Origin of the sequence: Dactylosporangium sp. NPDC050588, from assembly GCF_040654975.1 — a bacterium.
Classification (GTDB): Bacteria; Actinomycetota; Actinomycetes; order Mycobacteriales; family Micromonosporaceae; genus Dactylosporangium; species Dactylosporangium maewongense.
This window is the reverse complement of sequence record NZ_JBFAJA010000017.1, coordinates 65008-86869: the sequence shown is the minus strand read 5'-3', so window position 1 is coordinate 86869 and position 21862 is coordinate 65008. Positions and strand designations below refer to the sequence as shown.

At 74.1% G+C, this 21862-nt stretch carries 24 protein-coding genes; 15 read left to right on the top strand and 9 right to left on the bottom strand.

The genetic code is table 11. From position 1 onward, the window contains the following. The first annotated feature begins 12 nt into the window (after positions 1 to 12). Positions 13 to 1599: a hypothetical protein gene (locus AB0I21_RS14150; protein ID WP_360561154.1), complete on the top strand. Its 1587-nt coding sequence runs from the start codon at positions 13 to 15 to the stop codon at positions 1597 to 1599. A 26-nt stretch (positions 1600 to 1625) separates the two neighbouring features. On the opposite strand, the gene AB0I21_RS14145 is transcribed toward AB0I21_RS14150, so the two are convergent. Beyond that, positions 1626 to 1910, bottom strand: a complete 285-nt coding sequence (locus AB0I21_RS14145) for a hypothetical protein (protein WP_360561153.1) — start codon at positions 1908 to 1910, stop codon at positions 1626 to 1628. A gap of 62 nt (positions 1911 to 1972) precedes the next feature. Between AB0I21_RS14145 and AB0I21_RS14140 the strand changes: the two genes are divergently transcribed. Then, on the top strand, positions 1973 to 3331 hold the full coding sequence (locus AB0I21_RS14140) for an MFS transporter (protein ID WP_360561152.1): 1359 nt from the start codon (positions 1973 to 1975) through the stop codon (positions 3329 to 3331). Positions 3332 to 3421: 90 nt separating this feature from the next. Further along, positions 3422 to 3760, top strand: coding sequence for a hypothetical protein (locus tag AB0I21_RS14135; protein WP_360561150.1), 339 nt, complete (start codon positions 3422 to 3424; stop codon positions 3758 to 3760). A 114-nt stretch (positions 3761 to 3874) separates the two neighbouring features. Here the strand turns inward: AB0I21_RS14135 and AB0I21_RS14130 are convergent, their stop codons facing one another. The 4 genes from AB0I21_RS14130 to AB0I21_RS14115 all read right to left on the bottom strand — a co-directional run bounded on the left by AB0I21_RS14130 (position 3875) and on the right by AB0I21_RS14115 (position 8011). Further along, complete coding sequence (locus AB0I21_RS14130; RefSeq protein ID WP_360561148.1) at positions 3875 to 5050, bottom strand: hypothetical protein; 1176 nt, start codon at positions 5048 to 5050, stop codon at positions 3875 to 3877. Then, complete coding sequence (locus tag AB0I21_RS14125; protein WP_360561146.1) at positions 5047 to 5577, bottom strand: SigE family RNA polymerase sigma factor; 531 nt, start codon at positions 5575 to 5577, stop codon at positions 5047 to 5049. The genes AB0I21_RS14130 and AB0I21_RS14125 overlap by 4 nt, the downstream gene beginning before the upstream one ends. A gap of 73 nt (positions 5578 to 5650) precedes the next feature. Beyond that, on the bottom strand, positions 5651 to 6373 hold the full coding sequence (locus AB0I21_RS14120) for an ElyC/SanA/YdcF family protein (protein WP_360561144.1): 723 nt from the start codon (positions 6371 to 6373) through the stop codon (positions 5651 to 5653). Between the two features lie 33 nt (positions 6374 to 6406). Beyond that, complete coding sequence (locus AB0I21_RS14115; protein WP_360561143.1) at positions 6407 to 8011, bottom strand: HD domain-containing protein; 1605 nt, start codon at positions 8009 to 8011, stop codon at positions 6407 to 6409. Between the two features lie 77 nt (positions 8012 to 8088). Between AB0I21_RS14115 and AB0I21_RS14110 the strand changes: the two genes are divergently transcribed. The 3 genes from AB0I21_RS14110 (at position 8089) to AB0I21_RS14100 (ending at position 10124) form a co-directional block, all read left to right on the top strand. After that, positions 8089 to 8934 (top strand): hypothetical protein, encoded by an 846-nt coding sequence (locus AB0I21_RS14110; RefSeq protein WP_360561141.1) that lies wholly within the window; start codon positions 8089 to 8091, stop codon positions 8932 to 8934. Positions 8935 to 9012: 78 nt separating this feature from the next. Further along, positions 9013 to 9420: a discoidin domain-containing protein gene (locus tag AB0I21_RS14105; RefSeq protein WP_360561139.1), complete on the top strand. Its 408-nt coding sequence runs from the start codon at positions 9013 to 9015 to the stop codon at positions 9418 to 9420. A 5-nt stretch (positions 9421 to 9425) separates the two neighbouring features. Next, positions 9426 to 10124: a glycerophosphodiester phosphodiesterase gene (locus AB0I21_RS14100; protein WP_360561255.1), complete on the top strand. Its 699-nt coding sequence runs from the start codon at positions 9426 to 9428 to the stop codon at positions 10122 to 10124. Here the strand turns inward: AB0I21_RS14100 and AB0I21_RS14095 are convergent. From AB0I21_RS14095 to AB0I21_RS14085, 3 genes are read right to left on the bottom strand one after another with little or no spacing between them, the layout of a single operon-like run. Further along, positions 10076 to 10366, bottom strand: a complete 291-nt coding sequence (locus AB0I21_RS14095) for a hypothetical protein (RefSeq protein ID WP_360561138.1) — start codon at positions 10364 to 10366, stop codon at positions 10076 to 10078. The two genes, AB0I21_RS14100 and AB0I21_RS14095, sit on opposite strands and share 49 nt — an antisense overlap. A 1-nt stretch (position 10367) precedes the next feature. Then, positions 10368 to 11570 carry a sigma-70 family RNA polymerase sigma factor gene (locus AB0I21_RS14090; RefSeq protein WP_360561137.1) on the bottom strand — a complete coding sequence of 401 codons (1203 nt, stop codon included), beginning with the start codon at positions 11568 to 11570 and terminating at the stop codon, positions 10368 to 10370. Between the two features lie 5 nt (positions 11571 to 11575). Then, on the bottom strand, positions 11576 to 11923 hold the full coding sequence (locus tag AB0I21_RS14085) for a YciI family protein (protein WP_344499299.1): 348 nt from the start codon (positions 11921 to 11923) through the stop codon (positions 11576 to 11578). Between the two features lie 149 nt (positions 11924 to 12072). Between AB0I21_RS14085 and AB0I21_RS14080 the strand changes: the two genes are divergently transcribed. From AB0I21_RS14080 to AB0I21_RS14040, 9 genes are all read left to right on the top strand, one after another. Beyond that, positions 12073 to 12957, top strand: coding sequence for a trypsin-like peptidase domain-containing protein (locus AB0I21_RS14080; RefSeq protein WP_360561135.1), 885 nt, complete (start codon positions 12073 to 12075; stop codon positions 12955 to 12957). 29 nt (positions 12958 to 12986) lie between these two features. Then, positions 12987 to 13979: a MoxR family ATPase gene (locus AB0I21_RS14075; protein WP_344499303.1), complete on the top strand. Its 993-nt coding sequence runs from the start codon at positions 12987 to 12989 to the stop codon at positions 13977 to 13979. A 2-nt stretch (positions 13980 to 13981) separates the two neighbouring features. Further along, positions 13982 to 14878: a DUF58 domain-containing protein gene (locus AB0I21_RS14070; protein WP_360561133.1), complete on the top strand. Its 897-nt coding sequence runs from the start codon at positions 13982 to 13984 to the stop codon at positions 14876 to 14878. Between the two features lie 174 nt (positions 14879 to 15052). Then, positions 15053 to 16012: a VWA domain-containing protein gene (locus tag AB0I21_RS14065; RefSeq protein WP_360561131.1), complete on the top strand. Its 960-nt coding sequence runs from the start codon at positions 15053 to 15055 to the stop codon at positions 16010 to 16012. Then, the gene (locus AB0I21_RS14060) at positions 16012 to 17094 is read left to right on the top strand and encodes a VWA domain-containing protein (protein ID WP_360561130.1); all 1083 of its coding nucleotides are present in this window, start codon (positions 16012 to 16014) and stop codon (positions 17092 to 17094) included. Before AB0I21_RS14065 ends, AB0I21_RS14060 begins: the two co-directional genes overlap by 1 nt. Before the next feature lie 45 nt (positions 17095 to 17139). After that, positions 17140 to 17472, top strand: coding sequence for a hypothetical protein (locus AB0I21_RS14055; protein WP_360561128.1), 333 nt, complete (start codon positions 17140 to 17142; stop codon positions 17470 to 17472). 109 nt (positions 17473 to 17581) lie between these two features. After that, positions 17582 to 18583 (top strand): hypothetical protein, encoded by a 1002-nt coding sequence (locus tag AB0I21_RS14050; protein WP_360561126.1) that lies wholly within the window; start codon positions 17582 to 17584, stop codon positions 18581 to 18583. 41 nt (positions 18584 to 18624) lie between these two features. After that, positions 18625 to 19002, top strand: a complete 378-nt coding sequence (locus AB0I21_RS14045; protein ID WP_360561253.1) for a hypothetical protein — start codon at positions 18625 to 18627, stop codon at positions 19000 to 19002. Then, on the top strand, positions 18999 to 21323 hold the full coding sequence (locus AB0I21_RS14040; RefSeq protein ID WP_360561124.1) for a DUF4132 domain-containing protein: 2325 nt from the start codon (positions 18999 to 19001) through the stop codon (positions 21321 to 21323). Before AB0I21_RS14045 ends, AB0I21_RS14040 begins: the two co-directional genes overlap by 4 nt. On the opposite strand, the gene AB0I21_RS14035 is transcribed toward AB0I21_RS14040, so the two are convergent. Then, positions 21320 to 21766 (bottom strand): nitroreductase family deazaflavin-dependent oxidoreductase, encoded by a 447-nt coding sequence (locus tag AB0I21_RS14035; RefSeq protein ID WP_360561122.1) that lies wholly within the window; start codon positions 21764 to 21766, stop codon positions 21320 to 21322. The genes AB0I21_RS14040 and AB0I21_RS14035 overlap by 4 nt on opposite strands. Positions 21767 to 21862 lie beyond the last annotated feature (96 nt).

Sequence of the window (21862 nt, the reverse complement as noted above, 5' to 3'; positions counted from 1 at the left end):
CCGCCCGGCTCGATGAGCCCGCACGGGTGGCACCTGCCACCGCCCGACGACCGCCCGACCGTCCTCGCGCACGCGCTGGCGCTGCGCGCCGCGCACGGCCCCGGCCCTTGGCCGGACGGCGGCGACCCGCTCCCGGACCGGCAGGCGCGGCCGGCCGCCGCACCGCTGATCTCCGACACGGTCCTCGAGGGCATCCGCTCCCAGCACATGACCCGGGCCGCCGCGCCCACCGCGAGCCCCGGCCTGGCCGACCTCATCGAGGCGGTCGTGCGCCTGCCGCCGGAAGCCGGCGCTGTCCGGCGGTTGCGCGCCGCGGCGACGGCCGCGAGCTCCGACGACCTCCTCCGGCAGCTGCGGGGCCGGGACCTGCCCACCGGGCGCCTGCGCGAGCTGGCGCTGCATCTGGCGCGGCACGGGACCGGCCGGGACGAGGTCGCCACCGGCGTGATGCTGCTCGGCGTCAGCGGCGACCGGCGCGACCGCGACCTGCTGCTCCTGCTCGGCGCCCTCGACACCCTCACCCGCTACGCCGTGGCCGCGCTGCGCGGCTCGCAGCCCGACCCGGACCGCGCCGTGTACGAACTGGCCCGCCGGGTCGACGGCTGGGGACGCATCCACGCCGTGGAGCAGCTGCGCGGCACCGGCGACCCGGAGATCCGGGCGTGGCTGCTCCGCGACGGGTACCGCAACACGATCATGGATGAGTACCTCGCCCACCTCGCCGCCACCACCGGTGGCCTGCTGGACGCGCTGGCACCCGACGCGATCGACGAGCCGCTGCTGTCCGGCGCCGGCGGGATCCTGCTCGCGCTGCTGCAGGGCGGGCCGGCGGCCGACATCACCCACTACCCGGACGGGCCGCGGGTCATCGACCGGTACCTCACCCACGCCGGCAACCACCCGCCGGAGCTGAGCCGGGTCGGGGTCGTCGGCGCGCTGCGCAACTTCATCGCCGGGCAGACGGTGCGGCCGTCGGGTTCAGGTCCGAGCCCGGACGCGGTGGCGTGGTCGGCCGCCGAGCGGGCCCGGCTCCGCGACGCCTGCGACGCCCTGACCGCCCGGCCCGCCTGGCGGGAACTGCTCGACCGGGCGCTGCACAGGCCCGACCCCGAGGAGTTCCGGCGGGCGATCTGGGTGGCCGAGGAGCTGCGCGTGCCGATGGACGGCCTGCTCCGGGAGCACCTGCGCCGCGCGCCGTTCGACACCTACCTGTGGTTCTCCCTCGTCGACAGTACGAGCGACATCGACGGTACGAGCGACATCGACGGCGTGCTCGACCTGGCGGCCGAACTCCTCCCGCTGGCGGACCTCGCCACCGGGCCCACCCTCGACCTCGGGCTCGGCAGCGACCGGCCCGAGCACGTCCTCGACATCGTCGTCAGCCGCCTCGACGCGTACCCCGGCAAGGGCTGGCCCCTGATCGCGGCGGCCCTGGCCAACGCGACGGTCCGCAACCGCAACATGGCCGTGCGGGCGCTGGACGCCTGGCCCGCCGGGACCCCGGCCGCGGCGCAGGCCGTCGCCGCCGCGGCGCGCGTCGAACCGGACCCCGGGATCGACCGGCGGATGCGGGCGCTGCTGCGCAAGTGGGGGATGTAGCTGGGGCGGGCCGACAGCGAGGGAGGTCAGCGGGCGGTGAGCGTCATCTGGAAGCCGTCCTTGATGACGTGTGACTGCATGCGCACGGCCCGGCTCGCGGTGAGCGGCCCGATCACGGTGGCGATCAGGACGCCCAGGACGAGCGTCATGACGATCAGCTCGAGCGGGCCGCCGGTCGCGATCAACAGCACGCCGAGCGCGAGGAGGATGCCGCCCATGATGCGCATCCGGCGGACCTGCGGGCGCATCACGACCGCGATCGTGCGGCGCAGGCGCCGCTCGTCGTAGGGCACCCACATGGTGATCTGCATCGGCGCATCGTAGGCGATCCGAACTGGACCTGAAGTCCCGGTGAGGTCCTACGATCTTCTGCATGGCCGCCATTCGGGGAGATCGCAGGACCTTCTACCAGCTGCTCGTCAACACGCTGCTCGTGTCGGTGGTCAACTTCACGGTGTGGTTCGCGATCACCTTCTACGTGTACCTGGAGACGCGGTCGGTGTTCGCGACCGGGCTCGTGTCCGGCATCTTCCTGGTCATGACGGCCGTGACCGGGATCTGGTTCGGCAGTCTCGTCGACCATCACAGCAAGACGACGATGATGCAGGTGTCCGCGGTCGCGTCGTTCCTGCTGTACGCGGCCGCGTTCGGCGTCTACCAGACGGTGCCGCGGGAGGAGTTCAAGGACCCGGCGAGCGTGCCGCTGTGGGTGATGATCGTGCTGCTCATGTTCGGCGTCATCGCCGGCAACATCCGCACGATCGCGTTGCCGACGATGGTGACGGCGCTCATCGAGGAGGGCGACCGCGACCGGGCCAACGGGCTCGTCGGCACGACGTCGGGGGTGTCGTTCCTGGTGACGTCGGTGATCAGCGGCTTCCTGGTGGCGATCGGCGGCATGTTCTGGGTCCTCGTCATGGCCCTCGCCGTCCTGGCCGCGGCGGTCGTGCACATGTCGCTCCTGCGCGTGGTCCCGGCGGCCGTGGCGACCGCCGAGGACGGCGAAGCACCGCGGCGCAGCGTCGACCTCAAGGGCACCATGCGCGTCGTGGGTGAGGTGCCCGGCCTGACCGCGCTCATCCTGTTCTCGACGTTCAACAACTTCCTCGGCGGCGTCTACATGGCGCTCATGGACGCGTACGGGCTGTCGCTCGTCGATGTGCGGACGTGGGGCCTGCTGTGGGGCGCGCTGAGCGCCGGGCTCATCGTCGGCGGCCTGTGCGTCGCCCGGACCGGCCTCGGCAGCCGCCCGGTCCGCCTGCTCCTGTTGGTCAACGTCGTGCTGTGGACCGTCACCGTGCTGTTCCCGGCCCGGTCGTCGATCGTCCTGCTCGGCGCGGGGATGCTCGTGTACATGCTGCTCGTCCCCTACGCGGAGGCCGCCGAGCAGACGATCCTGCAGAAGGTGGTCCCGTACGAGCGGCAGGGGCGCGTGTTCGGCTTCGCCCAGAGTGTCGAACAGGCCGCGTCGCCGCTGACCGCGTTCCTGATCGCGCCGGTCGCCCAGTTCGTGTTCATCCCGCTGATGACCGACGGCGCCGGCGCCCGCCTGATCGGCGACTGGTTCGGCACCGGCGCCGACCGCGGCCTGGCGCTCGTGTTCGTCCTGACGGGGTTCGTCGGCCTGGCCGCCAGCGTCGTCGCGTTGCGCAGCCGCCCGTACCGCCGGCTCAGCAACCACTTCGAGGCCACCCCCGCGCCGTTGGTGGAGAAGGTCACCGAACCGTCCTGACAAAGACCACCCGCAACGCTGGCGTTCGTACACGTGTACGAATAACGTCTACGTTGGTCGGTCGTTGGTCCTTGGAAGGGTGGTTCGCCGATGCCTCGCAAAGACCTCACCGATCTCGTCCGCGCGGTGCTGCGGCGCCCGGCGCCGGGCGACGGGTTCGCGGTGCGCATCGACTGGCCGGGCTACGGTCCGGTCCTCGTCTGCCACGACTTCACGCAGTTCAGCCCGACCCTGGACCGCGCGCTGCGGCGGGCGGCCAGCACCGAGCGCTACTGGTCGCGCGGGCCGTTCCAGCCCCTCGCCGTCACGGTGGTCCCGATCGACCACGCGGCGTTCCTCGCCCACCCGCGCGAGTGCCCGTCGACGGACTGCCCGACGACCGCGCCCCTGCTCGGCATCGAGGGCAAGGACCTGACGAAGCGCCCTTGAACCAAGGGCGTGACGAAGCGCCCCTGAACGAAGGGCGTAATGAAGCGCCCCTGAAGCCGGGCCGCCCGAGAAGGCGGCCCGGCAGCGGAGCTCCAATGAACGGAGCCTCAGAGCTCAGGACGGGGTGTCGCAGTGCCAGATCAGCAACCGGCGGTCCCCGGTCGAGCCGGTGACGGTGCGGCCGTCGTCGCTGATCGAGCGCGCGCCGGCACCGGGTCCGGCGGGCAGCGGCCGCACGCCCGGCGGCAGCGGTAGCCGCTGGACGGTGCCGCCGGGGGAGAGCCGGACCGGCTCGCGCAGGTCGCCGCCGATGGTGATCGACCAGCCGGTCGGGGTGCCGTCGGCGATGTCGGACGGGGCGCCCTCCATCACGAACGCGGAGTCGCCCGCAGCGGAGGAGAGGAACCAGCGGACCGGCACGACCCGGTTGCCGCCGGTGACCGCCGCCCAGCCGTACGCGATGGTGCCGCGCACCGCCACGGCCTCGGCGCCCTCGTAGCCGGCCGGCAGCGGCAGCAGCGCCGGGCTGCCCTCGTGCACCCAGCGGACCGCCGCCCCGCGGACCACACCGACGATGATGCCGTCGTCGGACACGCCGCTGGCGTGGGAGCCGCCGGTGCCCGGTGTGCCGAACCCGGGCGGCATCGGCAGCGCGACGACGGTGCCGGGGCGGTCCGCCGGCCACAGGACCGGGACGTTGTCGTCGCCGGCCTCGCCCGAGGCGTACCCGACGACGTCGCCGCGGGCGTTGAGGGCGGTCGGCGTCGTGAACGGGTACCCGGGGAGCTTCGGCAGCATCGTCTTCGCGCCGTCGCGGTAGGTCCACGCCAGCTGGTGGGTCGAGCCGACAGCGTCGTCGTAGCCGGCGATCACCCCGTCGACGTTGACCGCCACCACCTCGCCGGTCGCGCCGGGGTAGGCCACGGCCTGCCCGTCGGTGATCCGGGACGCGATCCCTCCGACGGAACCGACGACGTAACGCCCCGAGGGGTCGACCACCGGGGTCCCGGGGGCGCCCGGGACCTGGATCGTGTCGACCGCGCACGCCGCGATCGGCGGGTCCTGCGGCCCCTGCGCGGCGGGCGCGCCGCGGTGCCCGTCCGGTGCCGTGGCGCCGAGCGCGTAGGCGGTGCCGCCGGCGACGACCAGCGCGGCCGCCGCACCGGCCAGGATCGCGCCGCGCCGGGCGGCCTGGCGGCGGCCGGTGGCGATGGCCAGCCCGATGTCGGCGGTCGTCGGTGGCACCTCGACCGCCAGCAGCAGGTCACGGAGCTCCTCATCTGTGTTCAACGCAGTGTTCCGATCGTCTTGGCCGGAGCGGGCGCGGGCGTCAGCGCGGCCCGCAGTTCGGCGAGGCCCCTGGAGGACTGGCTCTTGACGGTGCCGGCGGAGCAGCCGAGCGTCTCGGCGACCTCCTCGACCGGCCGGTCGAGGAGGAACCGGAGCACGATCACGGCGCGCTGCCGCGGCGGCAGCCCGCGCAGCGCGGCGATGAGCACGCCCCGGTCGTCGGCGGCGTCGTACGGCCGGTCGGCGCCGGGCCGCTCGTCGTCGGCGTGCGGCAGCAGCCGCACCCGTGACCACAGCCGCCGCTTCTCGTCGATGTAGGTGCGCACCAGCATCCGGTGCACGTACGCGTCGAGGTTCTCGGCGCCGCTGGCCCGCCGCCAGTGCCGGTACAGCTTCGTGATGGTGACCTGCACGACGTCGTCGGCACGGTCCTGGTCCCCGCCGCACAGCAGATATGCGGCGCGATGGAGCGCTGTCAGCCGCGCCGACACGTACGTCGTGTAGTCGGCCTCGCTGTCGCCGCGCATCCGGGCTCCTCCCTGTCGCCTTCACCCCGTCCGACGGGGGCGGGCGCGGCGGAGGTTGAGCGGTCCGCGGAAATCAGCCGGAGCGTAGCGCGTCCTCCACGCCGGTCTCGTGCTGCCCGAGGTAGACGGGGTCGCGGCCGGACGCCACGTCGTAGACGACCTTGACGCAGGCCGGGTACTCGCGGCGCGCGTTGGCCCGCCACACGGACGTGTACTTGCTGACGCTGTCGTCGCCGACCCCGGCGGCGTCCAGGCCGAGCCGGCGGCACAGCATGACCGCGCGGGGCAGGTGGAACGACTGCGTCACCACGGTCACCTGGGTGACGCCGAAGACGCGCTTCGCGCGGGCGCACGTGTCGTAGGTGTCGAAGCCGGCGTAGTCCCGGACGATCTTCCGGTCGGGCACGCCGTGCTCCATCAGCCAGGCGCGCATCGCGGTGGGCTCGTCGTAGTCGTGGTGCATGTTGTCGCCGGAGACGAGCAGCACCTTGACCTTCCCGGTCTCGAGCAGGCGGCGGGCGAGCTCCAGCCGCGCCTCCAGGAACGGCGAGGGGGTCCCGTCGGCGTACACCTGCGCGCCGAACACCAGCGCGACCGGCGCGACCGGCACCGTCTGCTCGGTGTACAGGTGGCCGTCGGCGGACGAACGGACCCAGAGCACGCTGCCGACGATGAGCAGCAGCACGCTGTGCAGGCCGGCGGCGGCGAGCATCGCCAGTCCACGGACGGTGCGCCACTGCCACCAGCGGCGGCGCGCCGGCGCCGCCCCGACCGGGGGCGCCGGCTTCGAAGGCATGACCCCGAGCCTGACACCCGCGGTCAAGCCCGGTCACGACGCGTCCGGCAGCCCCGCGCTCGCCCGCCAGTCCGCGACCCTGACCAGCATCTCCAGGTATGCGAGGACGAACGGCCCGTGCCGGTCGCGCAGCCCGGCAGCCGTCGCCGGCCACCCGACCGTCGGGTCGCCCGTCAGGACGCCGGCGGGCTGCCCGAGCAACGCCGGCACGGCGACGGCCAGGCCGGCGCCGACGTCTCCGGGCAGCGGCACGCGCAGGCGGAGGTTGCCGTGGTGGGCCAGGACCAGGTAGCGGACGAGGTCGGGGTCGTCGACGCCGTCGAGCAGCCCGCGCATCGGCCCGTCGAGCAGCAGCAGCGACCCGAACTCGTGCCGGTAGGCGACGTCGTCGCGGAACCGCAGCGGCGCGTCGATCCCCGACTTCGCCCACGGCCGGCCCGCGGTGATCCACGCCGGCTCGGGGTCGCCGGCCAGGCGGCACAGCGCGTCCTGCCACGTCGGGTGCGCCTTGCCGAGGTCGTGCGCGAATCCGGCGGTGACGGCGGCGTGCGCCGCGCCCGGCGGCAGGTCGGGGCCGATGGTGCTCAGCAGCGCCCGGACCTGGTCGCGGACGTCGGCGCTGTGCTGGTCGAGCGACAGCCACCCGGTGCCCGGACCGACCGGCCGCGGGACCGGGTCCACGTCGGGCGCCGGGTCCACCGGCCCGCCGGGGGACGCGTCGAGGCCGCCGTCGTGCGCGGCCACGAGGACGGTCTCCCCGGGCCGCAGCGGCGAGTCCGCCGTCACCCGGGCCCAGCCGCCGCCGGCGTGGTCGAACCACCAGACGGCGACCCGGCCGGCGAAGGCCCGGACGGTGCGGGACGGCACCGGGGTCCGCCACCGCTGCTCCGGCGGCCGGACCTCCGGCACGGGCCGTCCCGAGCCGTCGGCCGGCGTCCACCGCGCCCACGCGACCTGCACGTCGAAGTCGCCGGTCTCGGAGAGGTACGGCGTCACGTCGACGGCGGCCGTCGTGTCGAACAGGGCGAGGAGATCCTCCTGCCCGAGCGGAGGCGACGCGGCGGCCGGAGCCGGCGACACGCAGGTGAGCGACAGCGGCTCGGCGGTCGGCCACGGCCCGTCCGGCGCGGCGAACGACAGCAGCCGCCGCAGGGTGGCGGTCGCGGTGGGGGACCGGTGCGGCTCGGCGACGATCCAGTGCGCGCCGTTGGTGACGAGGGCGAAGTCGATCGGCCACGTCCCCGGGAACAGCCCGTAGCCACGGTTGAGGGCCTTGCTGGCGAGCGCGTCGGCGGACCCGATCACCACCGCGGGCCGGTGCGGGTGCAGGCGCCACCGCCGGTCGGCCTCGCCGGCGCCGCCCATCACCACGTGCACGCTGACCTCGCCGGTCAGGTCGAGCGCCTCGAGCCACCGCGCGACGTCCCCGGCGACCGGTTCCAGCGGGGCCCCGTGCGGCAGCGCGAGCAGCAGCCGGCGCGGCGCCAGCTCGTACAGACGCCGCCAAAGCCACACGAGCACCAGGTGCGACGGGTCAGGGACGGCCGGGACCGTGCCGGGCATCCCGTCGCGGGCGAGGCCGGCCAGCACCGGGTCCGGCGGGCCACCCGTCGCGCGCCGGAAGAACGCGTCGAACACCCGGCCGACCTTACCCGGCATCGAAATGCGTTGCCGGTGCGGCGGCGCCGGTGCTGCACTGTGCGCCGGAGGTGGACGTGCAACGTCAGCAGCGGCCGGCGGGCGCCGGTCACGTCGGGGACCGCATGAAGCTGCACCGCAGGACGGTGTGGCTGGACGGCCGCGCGCGCACGGTCATCTCGCCGCGGCCCGGCACCGACTGCCGGTTCAGCACGAACTTCCACCACGGGACGTGGCACATCCTGGGCGACTGGCGCAGCGCGCGGCTGCTGGGCCGGTTGCTGTGGGGGCTGTCGTTCCAGCGGCGCCAGAACACGCTGGTGGTCATCGACCTGCCGCACATCGACCCGAACCCGTTCGACGCCGTCCCCGGCGATCCGATCGTGCTGGTGCCGTCGGACCTGACCGGCATGAGCACCCGCGCGTTCCGGGACCTGCGGCGTCAGCTGCCGCTGCGCGGCGCGCCCGAGGGCACCGTCCGCTGGCACACGCACGGCCTCGACCCGGTGGCGGCGGAGCGGGCGATCCCTTGGTATGAGCGGACGCGCAGCGTGGAGTCGCCGCCGTTCGTGCCGGTGCGGCGACCGCGGACGCGGATCGGCCGGGTCGGCGGGCTGCTCGCGCTGACCGCGTCCGCGCCCGACCTGCGCGCCTACGCCCCCGGCGCCTACCTGCTCGGCCAGAACGCGCACCGGGGCATGGACTACCTGGAGCTGGAGTGGCCGGAGGGCGAGGTGCAGGTGTTCAACGACTTCCGGCACCGCGTGTCGGCGGCCCGGGCCGCCCGGCGCGAGCTGATCGCCGAGGGCAACGACCCGGCCGGCGCGCGGTTCGAGGAGCTGGTCTGGGACCGCGGCGACGACGTGCGCCGCCGCGCCCTGCGTCCGATCGCCTCGGTGGGGGAGCGCTCTCCGAGGGATTGACAGGCGTGCGCATGCGGTTCACAGTGGCGGTCTGAGAGAGCGCTCTCTCGACCCCGCCATCGCTTGGAGCGCATCGCAATGAGATCCCGCCTGCTCGCCGTCCTCGCCCTCCTCACCGCCGGCCTGGTCGCGGCCCCGCCGCCCGCCGGCGCCGCCGAGGCCGTCCTCTCCCAGAACAAGCCGGTCACCGCGTCGTCGGTGGAGCACGCCGGCACGCCCGCGACCGCCGCCGTCGACGGCAACACCGGCACCCGCTGGTCCAGCGCCTTCACGGCCAACGCGTGGATCCAGGTCGACCTCGGCGCGCCCGCCGCGCTCAGCCGCGTCGCGAGTCGCCCCGCCCGCTCAGCAACCTGTACGCCGCCGCCGCGACCGCCACCTCGATGCGCGACGTCGCCGCCACCGCCATCGGTTACTGACCGTTCGCCACACGGGCGGCCGGGCTTTGCCGGGCCGCCCGCCAGGCGCGTTATCGTGTCGCGGTGACGGGGATGCTGCTGTGTGCGCACCGGGCGGGCAACAACCTGGCGGAGCTGCGGGACGCGCTCGACGCCGGGGTCGACCTCGTCGAGGCGGACGTCCGGCTGTACCGGGGTGCCCTGGAGATGCGGCACGCCAAGGCGCTCGGGCCGCAGCTGCTGTGGGAGCCGTGGCGGGACGTGGCGCGCCGCCGCGACACGCCGGTGCCGCTGCTGGCCGAGGTGCTCGCGACGGCGGCGGGGGACCCACGGCTGATGCTGGACCTGAAGGGGCCGTTCCTCGGGGTGGCGCCGGCGACCGCGGCCGCGCTGCGGGAGGCCGCGCCCGGGGCGCCGGTGGCGGTGTGCTCCAGGCAGTGGCGGATGCTGGACGCGTTCGAGGACCAGCCGCACGTACGGCGGATCTACTCGGCGGGCAACAAGCGCGAGCTGGCCAAGGCGCGGCTGCTGGTCCGCCGGCAGCGGGTCGCCGGGCTGTCCATCCGGCTCAGCCTGCTCACCCCGCAGGTCGTCGAGGAGCTGCACCAGCACTGCGACCTCGTCATGGTGTGGTCGGTCGACACTGAGGGCGACCTGGCCCGGGCCCGCGAGCTCGGCGTCTCCGGCATCATCAGCAAGAACCTGCCGATGCTGCGGGGCATCGCCGGTGATCAGCCTGGAGATCAGCCGGGTGACGGGCCGGCGACGAACGTCCGGGCCTCCACGACGTAGGACAGGTCGGGCTGGACGCGGACCCACTCGCGCATCGGCCGGCCCGGGCGCGGCGAGCACGGCCGGCCGGCCCCGCCCGCGACGAGCTCCGCGACCCGGGCCGCCGGCAGCTTCACGATCAGGTCGTCGCCGGCGACGAAGGCGTAGCAGCGCCCGCCGGCCCGCAGCGCCGGGGCACCCAGCATCCGGCCGATCTCGTCGCCGGGGTACCGGCGCAGCGCCGCCGCCAGGATGTCGGACATGTCAGGCCAGCCCGCGCAGCTCGGCGAGGCGCTGCTCGCGGTGGCGGCGCTCCACGTCGGTGACGGTGCCGGCGAGGGACGAGGTGAGGGCCTCGACCGCCTCCGCGTGGCGGCCGGCCCGGGCGAGCAGATCGGCGCGCACCGCGTGCCAGCGCGGATCCGGCGGCAGGTCCGCGAGCAGGGCGAGGCCGGCCGCCGGACCCGACGCCTCCGCGGCGGCGACGGCCCGGGCCAGCCCCGCCGCGGGGTTCGGGGCGACCGACATGAGCAGGTCGTACAGGCGCACGATCTCCGGCCAGTCGGTGCCGTCGTAGGAGGCGGCGCGGGCGTGCTCCGCGGCGATCGCGGCCTGCAGCTGATACGGGTCGGCGCGCCGCCGCGACGCCTCCAGCGACGCGTTGAGCAGCGCGATCCCGCGGGCGATCGCCGCCGCGTCCCACCGCGTGCGGTCCTGGCAGTCGAGGGTGACCGCGGCGCCGGAGGCGTCGAGGCGGGCGGGCCGGCGGGCCTCGGTGAGCAGCAGCAGCGCGAGGACGGCGCCGGGCGCGGGCTGGCCGGGGAGCAGCGCGTGCAGCAGCTCGGCGAGCCGGACCGCCTCACGGCAGGCGTCCACGTCAAAGGTGGCGTGCCCCGACGTGTACAGGCTGTGGATCACGCCGCACACCGCGGGGAGCCGCGCCGGGAGCTCCGCGGGCGCCGGCACCCGGTAGGGGATGTGCGCGGCGGCGATCTTCTGCCGGGCGCGGGTGAGCCGTTTCTCCGTCGCCGCCTCGGTACTGAGCAGCAGCCCGGCGATCTGCGCGGGCGACAGGCCGCACAGCGTCCGCAGCGCGAGGGCGACCTGCGTCGGGGGCGACAGCGCCGGATGGCAGCAGGTGAAGATGAGCCGGAGCAGGTCGTCGTGCACGACCTCGTCGGGCGGCAGGTCCGCGCGGGCCAGCTCGATCATCCGGGTGCCTTCCTCCTCCTTGCCGCGGCGGGCCTGCTCGCGGCGCAGGATGTCGATGGCCTTGCGGCGGGCGGTGACGGTGAGCCACGCGCGGGGCTGCGGCGGCACCCCGGTCACCGGCCACGCCCCGAGGGCGGCGAGGGCCGCCTCCTGCACGGCGTCCTCGGCGATCTGGACGTCGCCGACGGTCCGGATCAGGGTCGCGAGGATCCGCGCCCCTTCCACCCGGACCGTCTCGGCGACGGCGTCGTGCACGCCGCCTACCTGGCGGCGATGACCGGGCGGACCTCGACGGCGCCGCCCCACGCCGCCGGGATCTGCGCGGCGATCGCGACGGCCTCGTCCAGGTCGGCGGCCTCGATCAGGTAGTAGCCGGTCAGGGCCTCCTTCGTCTCCGCGTACGGGCCGTCGGTCGTGACGACCTTCCCGCCGCGGGCGCCCTCCACCCGGACCACGGTCGCCGTCGCCGTCGGGTGCAGGACGGCGCTCGCCCGGAGGCTGCCGGCGTTGTCGACCGCGAACTGCCGGTACTCGGCGAGTTCGGCCGCCTGCTCCGGCGCCCACCAGTCGACGTCGGCGGTGTAGGTCAGTGCGAGGTACTGCGGCATCGGACCGCTCCTTCCATCTCGGGAACTCAACCATGGAACGATCGGCACCCGCCGGGAAAGGACATCAGGACCCGGTGATTGCCGGATGAGAATTTGATTTGGCAGGAAGTTCTTACCTGGCTCCCAGGAAGCACCGTTACGTTGGTTGCATGCGCCGCGAGGAGGCACCACGCGACCTTGAGGTCGAGTTCGATGTCCCGGCCCAGGGCGACGTCCTCGCCCAGGGTGCCGACGCCCCGCCGCGCCCGCCCCGGCAGTGGCCGAAGCTGCCCGCTCCCCGCAGGAACGTGGTGCTCGCCGCCGTGGTCCTGCTCGCGCTGGCATTGACCGCCTACGTCGCGTTCCAGGCCGGCGGCGGCGGAGCCGAGACGGCGAAGCCGCGCCCGTCGGCGTCGCCCTCGCCGTCGGCGTCCGGGCCGCCCACGATCGCGCAGGTCTACGCGGCCGTCGCCCCGTCGGTCGTCACCATCCAGGCCATGAACGGCGAGGCCGTCACCGCGACCGGCACCGGCGTCGTCGCCAGTGCGCAGGGGATCATCCTGACCGCGTTCCACGTCGTCGAGGGCGCCGCCGGCATCCAGGTCGTCTTCGCCGACGGCACCAGGACCCCGGCGAAGGTCGCCCAGTCCGACCCGGCCCTCGACATCGCCGCGCTCGCCCCCGAAGGACTGCCGGACGTGCTGGTCCCCGCCGTCATCGGCAACTCCGAGCGGCTCGCCGTCGGCAACACCGTCATCGCCATCGGCAACCAGCTCGGGCTCACCAGCAGCGCCACCGCCGGTGTCGTGTCCGGCCTGCAACGCACCGCGACCAACCCCGACGGCACCAAGCTCACCGGCCTCATCCAGTTCGACGCGGCTGTGAACCCCGGCAGCTCCGGCGGCCCGCTCCTCAACGCCAAGGGCGAGACGATCGCGATCGTCGTGGCCCTCGCCAACCCGACCTCCGCCGGCACGTTCGTCGGCGTCGGCTTCGCCGTGCCGATCGGCGCCGCCCTCGGCGCGGGTGGCGGAGACCAGGCACCACAGCAGTAAGCACCCGCTCGCAGACGTAAGGACGATACGTGGACACACCATCCGAAAGCGGCATCACCAGCGCGGTCGAGCAGGTCCTGTACGAGGTCAAGAAGACCATCGTCGGGCAGGACGCGCTCCTGGAGCGGCTCATGGTCGCCCTGCTGTCGCGCGGGCACATCCTCGTCGAGGGCGTCCCCGGTCTGGCCAAGACCCTCGCCGTGAAGGCGCTCGCGTCGGCGATCGGCGGGCAGTTCCACCGCGTCCAGTTCACCCCCGACCTGGTGCCCGCCGACATCGTCGGCACCCGCGTGTATCACCAGGTCAGTGGCCAGTTCCAGGTGTCGCTCGGACCCGTGTTCACCAACCTGCTGCTCGCCGACGAGATCAACCGGGCGCCGGCGAAGGTGCAGAGCGCGCTGCTGGAGGTCATGCAGGAGCAGCAGGTGACGATCGGCCGGGAGACGCACCACATCCCGCGGCCGTTCCTGGTCATGGCCACCCAGAACCCGATCGAGTCCGAGGGCACGTATCCGCTGCCCGAGGCGCAGGTCGACCGGTTCATGATGAAGGTCGTCGTCGGCTACCCGAGCCCGACGGAGGAGTTCGTCATCGTCGAGCGGGCCATCTCCCCGGCGCCGCTGCTGCAGGCGATCGTCGACCCCACCCGGCTGATCGAGATGCAGGGCGAGGTCGAGCAGGTCTACGTCGACCCGGCGCTCATCGAGTACTCCGTCCGCCTCGCCAACGCGACCCGCCGGCCCGAGGAGGTCGGGCAGGGCGACCTCGCGCGGTACATCAGCTTCGGCGCCAGCCCGCGCGCCTCGATCAACCTGGTCCTCGCCGCGCGGGCCCTCGCGTTCATCCGCGGCCGCGACTACGTCATCCCACGCGACCTGACCGAGCTCGCCCTCGACGTGTTCCGGCACCGGCTCGTGCTGTCCTACGAGGCGCTGTCCGACGACATCACCGCCGACACGATCCTCACCCGGGTCATGGCGGCGCTGCCGGTGCCGGCGCCGGTGCGCAGCGGAAGCCGCTGACCGTGACGAGCGCACCCGACCGGCTGCTGCGGCGCCTGGAGTGGCAGGTGATCCGAAGACTCGACGGGCAGTTGCTGGGCTCCTACCGCACGGTCTTCCGCGGTTCCGGTATCGACTTCGCCGACCCGCGCGAGTACACGCACGAGGACGACGTCCGCCACATCGACTGGAACGTCACGGCGCGGCTGGACGAGCCCTACGTGCGCCAGTACACCGAGGACCGTGAGCTCACCGCCTGGCTGGTCCTCGACCTGTCGGCCTCGATGCGCTTCGGCACCTCCGGCGGCAAGGACGGCCTGCTCACCGAGCTGGCGGTCTGCCTCGCGCGGCTCTTCACGAAAGGAGGCAACCGGATCGGCGCCGTCCTCTACGACAACGGGCTGCAGCGGGTCGTCCCGCCGCGCACCGGCCGCAACCACGTCCTGCGGCTCGCCCACGAGATCTCCCGGGCCGCTTCGGCCGTCGGGGACAAGCCGGGCGCCGCCACGGATGTCGACGGGATGCTGCGCCTCGCCGCGTCGCAGGCCCGCCGCCGGTCCCTGGTGTTCGTCATCTCCGACTTCATCAGCGGCGACACCGTCAACTGGGAGTCGTCGCTGACGCGGCTCACCCACCGGCACGAGGTCGTCGCGATCCGGGTCGCCGACCCGATGGAGCTGGACCTGCCGGACCTGGGCCTGGTCCTCGTCGAGGACGCCGAGACCGGGGAGCAGGTCCTCGTCGACACCAGCGACCCGCTCTTCCAGCAGCGGCTGCGCGAGGAGGTCGACGGCCGCGAGGCCGCGGTCGCGGCGGCGATGCGCCGGGCGCGCGTGACCCCGCACCTCGTCACCACCGACCAGGACCCGCTCCTCGCCCTGGTCGACATGGTCCGCTGGTCGAAGCGGCGCCGCTCATGAGCGGGCCGCAGCGGAGCGAGGACCCGCGAATCATGGGTGCAGGGTGGAGCTCAGGCCGGTGCCGGAGCGCAGCGGAGGCGTCGGCGTGAGCGGGCCGCAGCGGAGCGAGGACCCGCGAGTCATGGGTGCAGGGTGGAGCTCAGGCCGGTGCCGGAGCGCAGCGGAGGCGTCGGCATGACCTTTCAGAACCCTTGGCTGCTGGTTGCCGGAGTGGTCGTCGCCGCCGCTGTCGCCGGCGGTTACTGGTGGCTGCAGCGGCAGCGTGGTCTGGCTTTGCGGTCCGCCGGCCTCGCTGTGGGCAAGGACCGGATCCGCCGCCACGTGCCGCCCGTGCTGTTTCTCGTCGCGCTGACCCTGCTGCTGCTCTCCGTCGCCCGTCCCCAGGCCGAGCTGCCGGTGGCCCGCGCCGCCGGGACCGTCATCCTCGCGTTCGACGTGTCCAACAGCATGGGCGCCGACGACGTCGCACCCACCAGGCTCGCCGCTGCCCAGGCCGCCGCGATCGAGTTCGCCGACGCGCAGCCCGACAGCGTCAGCATCGGCGTCGTCGCGTTCGACGAGGGCGCGCTCACCACCCAGCAGCCGTCCGAGGACCGGGCCGCGACGACCGCCGCCATCAAACGGCTCCGGGTCAACGGCGGCACCTCCCTCGGCCAGGCGATCCTCGCCTCCCTCACCGTCATCGCCGGCAAGCCCGCCACCCTCCCGGAGGACGGCCGGCCCGCACCGGACCTCGGGTACTGGGGCAACGCCACCATCGTGCTGCTCTCCGACGGCGAGAACACCGGCGGACCCGACGCCGTCGCCGCCGCCCAGCTCGCAGCGACCGCGGGCGTCCACATCGAGACCGTGGGCGTCGGCACCGTCGACGGCACCACCGTCGAGGTCGACGGCTTCCAGGTCGCGACATCCCTGGACGAGGAGCTGCTCACCGAGGTCGCGAAGACCACCACCGGCAGCTACCACCGCGCCGAGAACGCCGAGGCCCTCCACGACGTGTACGAGTCGCTGGACCTCCGGCTCACAGTGCAGACGAAGCCGGTCGAGCTGACCGGCGCCGCCGCGGCGCTCGCCGTGCTGCTGCTCACCATCGGGGGAGTACTGATGACCACCTGGTTCGGACGGATCCTCTGATGTCGCTGCACTGGCCGTGGGCCCTCGTCGCGCTGCTGGCGTTTCCGCTGCTCCTCGCGGTCCGCTGGTGGACCCGCCGCCGTCGCCGCCGCGCCGCGGTCCGGCTGCCGAGCGTGGGGCTGATCCGGGCGGCGCTGCCCGGCCGTACATCATGGAAACGCCGGATCCCGCTGTGGCTCTTCGCCGCTGGACTGCTCGTCACCGGCACCGCCGCCGCCCGGCCGGAGGCGTCCGTCGTCGTGCCGGACAGCGCCGCGACGATCATCCTGGCGATGGACGTGTCCGGCTCGATGTGCTCCACCGACGTCTCACCCAACCGGCTCACCGCCGCGCAGAAGGCCGCCCGGGAGTTCATCAAGGACCACGACGGCAACCAGAAGATCGGCCTAGTCGCGTTCTCCGGCATCGCCGGGCTGATCGTGCCGCCGACCACCGACACCAAGCAACTCCTCGACGCCATCGACGGCCTGCGCACCGCCCGCGGCACCGCGATCGGCCTGGCCATCCTCACCTCCATCGACGCCATCGCCGAGATCAACCCCGACGTCCCACCGACCGGCGTCGAGGTCCCCGACGACGGCGCCGCCACCGGCGAGTACGAGCCCGACACCATCGTCGTGCTCACCGACGGCCGCAACACCGACGGCGTCGACCCGATGACCGCCGCGGCCGCCGCCGAGGCCCGCCGCCTGCGCGTCTACACGATCGGCTTCGGCACCTCCGTCCCCTCCCCGATGGTCTGCTCCAGCGACCAGATCAGCAGCGGCGGCGGCCAGTTCCGCGGCGGCCCCGGCCCCGGCGGCCAGTTCGGCGGCCGCGGCCGCTTCCAGGACATGGACGAGGGCACCCTCACGAAGGTCGCCGAAACCACCGGCGGCAAGTACTTCAAGGCCGAGGACGCCGAAGCCCTCGGCGACGTGCTCCGCGACCTGCCCAGCCAGGTCACCCTCCAGCGCAAGAAGACCGAGCTGACGTCGTGGTTCGCCCTCGCCGGCGCCCTGCTGGTCCTGCTCGCCGTCGCGCTGTCCCAGTGGTGGAACCGCATGCGGCCACCCGCGGCTTCGGCGGCCAGCCGCCGCTGACCCGCTCCGGCGGCGCACTTGATCACCGCGGCTACCTTGACCGGCATGTCCGCCCGGCCCGCCCCGGCGCCGTTCACCTGGCGCCGGGCACCCCTGTCCATGCTGCTGCTCGCGCTCATGCTGCTGTGGCTGCTGAGCCCGATGATCTGGCTCTACGCCATCGGCCAGCTCGGCCCCGACTCCGACGTCGACCCGACCCCCGAGCAGTCCCGCGCGCTGCGCGTCGCGCACTGGACGACGTTCTCCTACGTCCTCATCGCCCCGATGGTCGTGCTCTCCGTCTCCTGGTGGACGAGGCGCCGCGTGGTGCTGATCCTGACCCTGGCGGAGCTCGCCCTCGGCGCCCTGGCCGTGGCCGCCCTGCTCCTGATGACCTGACCACGCCGGTGTGCTTGCGCAGCGCCGGCGCTTTCTCGCGGTCGACTTCCTGGAGAGGGCCGGCTTGACGTGCGGGCAGTCGCGTCCGGCGACCGTGCCGTTGATCCCGGTGATCGTTGCGGCGCTCACCGACGCGCGGTCCGCCGGGGTGTGGGTGTCCGGCTTCTCCGATCCGCGGTTGCCGCTGCGGGCCCGGCTGCTGGAGATGCTGGGCAACGCGGCGACCGCGCCGGCATGGGGCGGCACCGATGAGGAGTTGCGGGCGAAGGCGGCGGCCGTCGCGGCGGGTGCCGAAGGTCTGCTGCTGGCGGATCTGATCGCCGGGGAGGAGGCGCCGGAGCGGCTCGGGGTGCGGGCGGTGGCCGGGGATGTGCTCGACGCCGTGCTGCCGTACCTCGACGACGCCGACGTCCGGATCGGCCACGCCGCGGTGTTCGCGGTGACCCGGTGCGTCCAGTTGCTGCTGCCGGAGTGCCGCGGCCTGATGGCGGGCACTGCTGTGGCGGATCGCGTTGCGGTTGTGGTTCGGCGGCTGCGGGCGGTCGCCGGCCGGGATGACGGCGGGGTGGGTGCGGCGGCGGCGTACGCGTTGGCGGAGCTGGGTGCCGACACGGCGGACCTGCTGGACCGGCCGGCGTTGGCGGTGCGGGCCTGCGCGGCGCTGTCGCCGGCGAGCGCCGGTGATGCCCGTGCGGTCGCGGCGCTGGAGGAGGCGTTGCGGCACACCCCGGACAACGACGACTGGCTGGATCCAGGGTCGCGGCTGCAACGGTTGCGGCTGCACATGGAGTTCGCGGCGGCGGCGGGAGAGCGGGCGGGCGGCTTCGACGAGCTCGTGCCCGGCGCCCTCGTGGTCGCCACGCCGGAGGCCCGGACGACCGGGAACGGGTGGGGGCCGCTGCTGCGGGTGGCGTTTCCGGCCGGGTGGCAGGAGCGGCCGCTCACCGGTAACCAGCGGGAGTTCCTGCGGCGGCTGGTCGGCAACGACTCCGTCTGGGGCGGCTGGGCGACGGACACGCCGTCGCGCCTCGCCGAGGTCGGGCTGCCACCGGACCGGGAGGCCTGCCGGGCGCTGCTCCGGGATCGGGATCGGGGCGCGGGCGGGTCGTGACAGGGGTCGGCGGGGTGGCCTAGGCTCCGGCCGTGCGGGTGATGATCCATGACGAGACGGCCGGCGGGCGGATCGTCGGGGCGCTGGAGCTGGACGTCGCCGGGCCGGTGCGGCTGCGGGAGCTGATCCGGCTGCGGGTGCGGGAGGAGGTCGCGCGGTACAACGCGCGGCCGGTCGAGCGGTTCCACGGGCTGGTCCGGCCGACGGCGGCCGAGGCGGATCTCAACGGGTACCTGATGCCCACGCCGGCGCGGATCGACTGGGAGCGGCAGGCGGACGCGGCGGAGGCCGCCTTCGAGCGGAACGGGTTCTTCGTGCTCGTCGGGGACCGGCAGGTGGAGGACCTCGACGAGGAGCTGACGCTCGACGAGGCGTCCCGCGTCGTGTTCATCCGCCTCGTGCAACTGGTCGGCGGATGACCGCCGCCGCCGAGGCGCTCGCCGCGCACCGGGACCGGGCCGCGCAGGTGCTCCCCAACCCCGCCGGGCTGAACGCCGACGCGGTCGAGGACGTGCGGCGGCGCGTGCTGCCGTCCCTCGAAGACGAGCAGGTCCGGTCCGTCACGGTCGCGCTCGTCGAGCGGGCGGCGGGCAACTCCGGGTGGGGAGCGTGGGCGCCCGGCCGCCTCCTTCCCGACCTGGAGGCCCGCTGGCCGGCGTGGACGGTGACCGACGTCGGGCTGCTGTTCGACCTCGCCCGGCAGGCGTCCAGCGGGTCGGCGGAGGCCGTGCTCCGGGTCGCCGTGGGCGCCGCCGAAGGACTGGACGCGGCCGGCCGGGCCCAGCTCGTGGAGCGCTTCTGGGAGGCGCAGGCGATCGGCGCGTCCACCGCGGCTCGGGCGGAGCTGGTGCGGCGGCTGACGCTGCTCGCGGACACCACCGGCAGCGGCGTGCCCGGCTGGGCGGGGCGGATCCGGCTCGGCGACGGCTGGAGCCGGGCCGCGGTCGCGCTGCTGCGGTCCGCGCCGACCGGTGCCGATGACCTCGGCCCGCTGCTCGACCACGCGCTGACCCTGACGTCCGGTCCGCGGCCGACGAAGGCGTGGGTGCAGCGCGCCGCCGGGCTGCTGGACGGCCGGGCCGGGCTGCTCGAGCTGCTGCACCGCCTGCTGCATCTCGCTCACAACTGCCGGCCCGCACCGGTCGAGCAGGACTACGCGACGTTCCACCTGCGGGTCAGCCGGGACAACGCCGACCTGGTGCGGGGGCTGCTGTGGGCGGCGCAGGTGTCCGGCGAGGAGTGGCTGGTGCACGTCGTGCTGGCGTTGGAGCCGACGCTGCGCGAGCCGAAGCCGCTCAACGCCTGCTACGCGGTGCTGGGCCGGCGCGGCGACGCCGACGCGATCGCCGCGCTCGTGCGGATGCAGCGCGGCACCCGGCACCGCGGGAAGCTCAAGCAGATCGCGGCCGCGCTGGACGAGGCCGCTGCCGCCGCCGGGATCAGCCGCTCGGAGCTCACCGAGCTGACGATTCCCGACTGCGGCCTCGACCGCCGGCGGCAGCGGCGCCTCGGAGCCGCGCTCATCGAGGTCGACGAGCGGGCCCGGGTCCGCGTGACGTGGGACGACGGTGCGGACAGGACCGATGCGGAGGTGCGCCGCGCCGCCGCCGACCTGAAGAAGGCCCTCGCCGACGAGCGCGCCCGCCTCGAGGACCTGCTCGTCGAGGACCGCGACTGGCCCTTCCCGGTGTGGCGGCAGCGGTACACCGAGCACCCGGTCACGGGCAGCCTCGCCACCCGCCTGCTGTGGACGGTCAGCGACGGGGACCACCGGTACACCGGCCTGCCGGACGCGGACGGCGGGTTCACCCTGCCCGGCGGGGAAACACCGGGCGACGCGGCGCGGGTGCGGCTGTGGCACCCGGTGGACGCCGATGCGGAGGAGGTCCGCGCCTGGCGCGCGCACATCCTCGACCACGAGCTGGCGCAGCCGTTCAAGCAGGCATTCCGGGAGGTGTACCTGCTGACCCCCGCCGAGGAGGAGACCCGCCTCTACTCCAACCGGTTCGCGGCGCACATCCTGCGGTACCAGCAGGCCTACGCGCTTATGAAGGAGCGCCGGTGGGGCAGCAACTACCTCGGCGGCTGGGACGGCGGCTACGACGGCGAGGCGAAGCGGGAGTTCCCCGCGGCCGGCCTGACGGCCGTCTTCCACCACGAGCAGGCCGTCGACGGCGGCGGCGACCCCGTGCAGTTCTGCTCGACCGACCGGGTCCGGTTCGAGCGGGGCCGCGGCCGGGCGCGGCAGGACGTCCCCCTCGCTGAGGTCCCGGGACGGGTCTTCAGCGAGGCGATGCGCGACGTCGACCTGTTCGTCGGGGTCACCTCCATCGCCACCGACCCGACCTGGGCCGACCGCGGCGACGACGACGCGCGGTTCGGCTACTGGCGGTCGTTCGCGTTCGGCGAGCTGACGGCCAACGGCCAGGTCCGCCGGCAGGTCCTGGAGCACCTGCTGCCGCGGCTGAAGATCCGCGACCGGGCCCGGCTCGACGGCCACTACCTCGTCGTCGACGGCCGCCGCCACACGTACCGGATCCACATCGGCAGCGGCAACATCCTCATGTCCCCGAACGACCGCTACCTGTGCATCGTGCCGGCCGGCGCCGGCAAGACCCCGGGGGTGCGCTTCATCCCCTTCGAGGGCGACGCCATGCTGTCGATCGTGCTGTCGAAGGCCATGCTGCTGGCCGACGACCACAAGATCACCGACCCGTCGATCCTGCGCCAGCTCACCTAGGCGACCGGGGTGAGCAGGACGATCGGGATCTCGCGGTCGGTCTTCTGGGCGTACTCGTCGTACAGCGGGAAGATGCCCGCCATCTGGGTCCAGAGCGGGGCGCGCTCGGCCGGGGACGCGACGCGGGCGCGGGCGGTGAACCGGCGGGTGCCGACCTGCACCCCGACGCTCGGGTCCGCCTCGAGGTTCTTGAACCACGCCGGGTCGTCGTCGGCGCCGCCCTTCGAGGCGACGACGACGAAGTCGTCCCCCGTGGTGCCGTAGATCAGGCAGTTGCGGCGCGGCTCGCCGGTCCGGCGGCCGGTCGTGGCGAGCACGAGGGTGAGCACGCCGTTCGACTCGTGCCCTTCGGTGCCGCCGGAGGCCAGGTACTTGCGGGTGTGCTCGGCGACCCAGTCCCACTTCGAGTCGGTGGCGCGGTCGAGGTCTTCGGCGACAGCCATGTCGGGCGGTCCTTTCTGATGCGGACGGTACCGGTTGTTCCTACCCCATGGACGGAGCCGGCAACACGTTCTCGACATCGGAAAGGACCGCCCGTG

Bases quoted from the DNA above. Each gene is read 5' to 3' on its own strand.
- AB0I21_RS14150 (WP_360561154.1), top strand. From the start codon at position 13: ATGAGCCCGCACGGGTGGCACCTGCCACCGCCCGACGACCGCCCGACC.
- AB0I21_RS14145 (WP_360561153.1), bottom strand. From the start codon at position 1,910: ATGCAGATCACCATGTGGGTGCCCTACGACGAGCGGCGCCTGCGCCGC.
- AB0I21_RS14140 (WP_360561152.1), top strand. From the start codon at position 1,973: ATGGCCGCCATTCGGGGAGATCGCAGGACCTTCTACCAGCTGCTCGTC.
- AB0I21_RS14135 (WP_360561150.1), top strand. From the start codon at position 3,422: ATGCCTCGCAAAGACCTCACCGATCTCGTCCGCGCGGTGCTGCGGCGC.
- AB0I21_RS14125 (WP_360561146.1), bottom strand. From the start codon at position 5,577: ATGCGCGGCGACAGCGAGGCCGACTACACGACGTACGTGTCGGCGCGG.
- AB0I21_RS14120 (WP_360561144.1), bottom strand. From the start codon at position 6,373: ATGCCTTCGAAGCCGGCGCCCCCGGTCGGGGCGGCGCCGGCGCGCCGC.
- AB0I21_RS14105 (WP_360561139.1), top strand. From the start codon at position 9,013: ATGAGATCCCGCCTGCTCGCCGTCCTCGCCCTCCTCACCGCCGGCCTG.
- AB0I21_RS14100 (WP_360561255.1), top strand. From the start codon at position 9,426: ATGCTGCTGTGTGCGCACCGGGCGGGCAACAACCTGGCGGAGCTGCGG.
- AB0I21_RS14095 (WP_360561138.1), bottom strand. From the start codon at position 10,366: ATGTCCGACATCCTGGCGGCGGCGCTGCGCCGGTACCCCGGCGACGAG.
- AB0I21_RS14085 (WP_344499299.1), bottom strand. From the start codon at position 11,923: ATGCCGCAGTACCTCGCACTGACCTACACCGCCGACGTCGACTGGTGG.
- AB0I21_RS14080 (WP_360561135.1), top strand. From the start codon at position 12,073: ATGCGCCGCGAGGAGGCACCACGCGACCTTGAGGTCGAGTTCGATGTC.
- AB0I21_RS14065 (WP_360561131.1), top strand. From the start codon at position 15,053: ATGACCTTTCAGAACCCTTGGCTGCTGGTTGCCGGAGTGGTCGTCGCC.
- AB0I21_RS14060 (WP_360561130.1), top strand. From the start codon at position 16,012: ATGTCGCTGCACTGGCCGTGGGCCCTCGTCGCGCTGCTGGCGTTTCCG.
- AB0I21_RS14055 (WP_360561128.1), top strand. From the start codon at position 17,140: ATGTCCGCCCGGCCCGCCCCGGCGCCGTTCACCTGGCGCCGGGCACCC.
- AB0I21_RS14045 (WP_360561253.1), top strand. From the start codon at position 18,625: ATGATCCATGACGAGACGGCCGGCGGGCGGATCGTCGGGGCGCTGGAG.
- AB0I21_RS14040 (WP_360561124.1), top strand. From the start codon at position 18,999: ATGACCGCCGCCGCCGAGGCGCTCGCCGCGCACCGGGACCGGGCCGCG.
- AB0I21_RS14035 (WP_360561122.1), bottom strand. From the start codon at position 21,766: ATGGCTGTCGCCGAAGACCTCGACCGCGCCACCGACTCGAAGTGGGAC.